Annotated in this window: 3 protein-coding genes; 1 reads left to right on the top strand and 2 read right to left on the bottom strand. The window is 38.1% G+C overall.

The window, feature by feature from the left end:
• Positions 1-1,382: dihydrolipoyl dehydrogenase (gene lpdA / locus AACY61_RS12065; RefSeq protein ID WP_339611827.1), on the top strand; the 1,382-nt coding region annotated here is incomplete at its 5' end.
• A 73-nt stretch (positions 1,383-1,455) separates the two neighbouring features.
• Here lpdA and AACY61_RS12060 read toward each other — a convergent pair.
• Positions 1,456-1,869 carry a hypothetical protein gene (locus AACY61_RS12060; RefSeq protein ID WP_339611826.1) on the bottom strand — a complete coding sequence of 138 codons (414 nt, stop codon included), beginning with the start codon at positions 1,867-1,869 and terminating at the stop codon, positions 1,456-1,458.
• An 84-nt stretch (positions 1,870-1,953) separates the two neighbouring features.
• Positions 1,954-2,622, bottom strand: a complete 669-nt coding sequence (locus AACY61_RS12055) for a DUF5995 family protein (protein ID WP_339611825.1) — start codon at positions 2,620-2,622, stop codon at positions 1,954-1,956.
• Between the last annotated feature and the right edge of the window lie 38 nt (positions 2,623-2,660).

Raw genomic sequence — 2,660 nt, 5'->3', positions numbered from 1 at the left:
TAGGGTCGGGTCCCGGAGGTTATGTTGCCGCTATTCGCTGCGCACAATTGGGAATGAAAACCGCTATCATTGAAAAGTATTCAACCTTAGGGGGCACCTGTTTAAATGTAGGTTGCATACCATCAAAAGCCCTGCTGGATTCTTCACATCACTACGAAGATGCACTTAAGCATTTTAAAGATCATGGAATTGAAATACCCGGTGATGTAAAGCTTAATTTCAAACGAATGATTGAACGTAAAGCAGAAGTTGTAGATCAAAACACCAAGGGAATAGAATATTTAATGAGTAAAAACAAGGTAGAGGTCTTTGAAGGCACAGGCTCTTTTAAAAATGCTACACACATTGATATAAAAAAGAAGGGTGGTAAAACCGAGACAATCGAAGCTAAAAATATCATTATTGCAACAGGCTCAAAACCATCAACACTTCCTTTCATCAAAATTGATAAAAAACGAGTCATCACCTCTACAGAAGCACTTTCTCTAAAGGAAGTTCCTAAACATATGATTGTGATTGGCGGTGGCGTAATTGGTTTGGAAATAGGTCAGGTGTATCGTCGTTTAGGATCTGAAGTTACTGTTGTTGAATATATGGATCGCATACTACCTACAATGGATAGCTCACAAAGCAAAGAACTCACTAAAGTATTGAAAAAACAAGGTGTGAAATTTCATCTGTCACATAAAGTAAATGGTGTTTCAGTTAAAGGAAAAGAAGTTACTGTGACTGCCAAAGACAAAAACGACAAAGATGTAACATTTACAGGCGATTATTGCTTAGTATCAGTGGGAAGAAAACCTTACACAGAAGGACTTGCCTCCGATAAAGCCGGGGTTAAGATAAACGAAAGAGGTATGGTAGAAGTCAACGACCATTTACAAACCAACATAAAAAATATTTTTGCCATTGGGGATGTGGTGCGTGGTGCAATGCTTGCTCACAAGGCAGAAGAAGAAGGCGTTTTTGTAGCCGAAGTGATCGCCGGACAAAAACCACATATTGATTACAATCTAATCCCCGGAGTGGTTTATACCTGGCCCGAAGTGGCTTCAGTTGGAAAAACAGAAGAGGAACTTAAAGAGGCCAAAGCAGAATACAAAGTAGGACAATTTTCAATGAGAGCATTGGGAAGATCACGTGCCAGTGGTGATATTGATGGTTTTGTGAAAATTCTTGCAGATAAGAAAACAGATGAGATACTCGGAGTTCATATGGTAGGAGCCAGAGTGGCTGACCTGATTGCCGAAGCCGTGACTGCTATGGAGTTCAGAGCAAGTGCTGAAGATATCGCAAGAATGAGTCATGCACACCCCACTTATGCAGAAGCGGTCAAAGAAGCTGCGCTCGCAGCAACAGAAGACCGGGCAATACATTCCTAAAACTAAAAAATCCCCGTTTATCGGGGATTTTTTTATTTATATACTATTCTTTGAATTTATTATTTTTTGGCGTTTAATTTTTATTCATTGCAAGTTTTCCACCAATCCAAGCCATTGGAATGTAAGCAAGAAGCAGGTCTGTCAAATTAAACCACATTGGGGAAGGGAGCATCATCACATTGGCAACTCCACCTAATAAGAAGAAAACTCCAATCAATAGTGCAAGCGTCATCTTATTTTTGGCTGCAATTTTGGCTGCTATAAATGCTCCAACCAATACTCCAATAGCATGTGCCAAAAAGGGCATCAAAAAGTTGATAGGTTTAAAAAGGGGCATACCCTCTTTTAAACCTTCCACGGTAGTGATATCTATACCTTCAGGTGGAGGAACAACAGAACTACTCATCATAATAATTGCCATATTGACAAGACCGCCAATTAAAATTCCTGCTACAACTGCAAGTACATTTTTAAATATTGGATTCATAATGTAGGATTTTTTTGATTTTCGTTTTTTATTCTTGATGATAAATGTAGCAGAAAATATTTTAATAGTTTATATATTTTTCAATCAATTCCCGAATGCCAGTAAAACACTTCGTTTGCAGACCTGGTCTTCGATAGATTGCCTCAGTTTTTCACGGTCGCTGGTTTCAATTGCTTCCATCATATGCAGTGCATTGTCCCAAACATCTTTACGCCAAGAGCTTATAAGTTTTGAAAGTAGCAGTTCATCCAGGCGTCCGAAAGCGTTGTCTATCCATTTCAAAACTGGATCGGCCGGTGCCAGAATTTCATCTTGAACTTTATCAATTGTTGCACCTATAATTTCATTGACTTTACAATGGTCTTCAAAGTGTTTAATTTTCTCATTTTCTGAGAGTTGGTCCCATTCTTCATTTAACATATCAACAAGTGTCAGTACCAAATCATAATTGATATGGGCATTAACACCTATGAGCAAGTATTGCACGTGTCTCATTTTTTTTGTTTGAGTGAGTTGGTGTACTTCCTGCCAAACTCTAGGCACTTCTTCACCGCAATCATACCACTTTAAAGCATTAAAATAATAATCGGCAAATTTGTGAAGTAACTTGTATATCCAATCCGAATCGTGAAACTCTTTTTTATTGATTGCTTCAAGCATGTTTGAAGTCATCATTCTATAGCAACTTAAAAAGATATGACGTGAATCGTTTTGGGATTTCCAGTGGTTAATTAAGGCATCCATTTGGTGCAATACTTGATAATTTTTATGATGGTATTATGAGAACTTGT

Origin of the sequence: uncultured Planktosalinus sp., assembly GCF_963973675.1 — a bacterium.
Classification (GTDB): Bacteria; Bacteroidota; Bacteroidia; order Flavobacteriales; family Flavobacteriaceae; genus Planktosalinus.
The sequence above is the reverse complement of the archived record's forward strand: the minus strand, read 5'-3'. Positions and strand labels throughout refer to the sequence as shown.

Excerpts from the sequence above, each read along its gene's own strand:
- AACY61_RS12060 (WP_339611826.1), bottom strand. The coding sequence starts at position 1,869 with ATGAATCCAATATTTAAAAATGTACTTGCAGTTGTAGCAGGAATTTTA.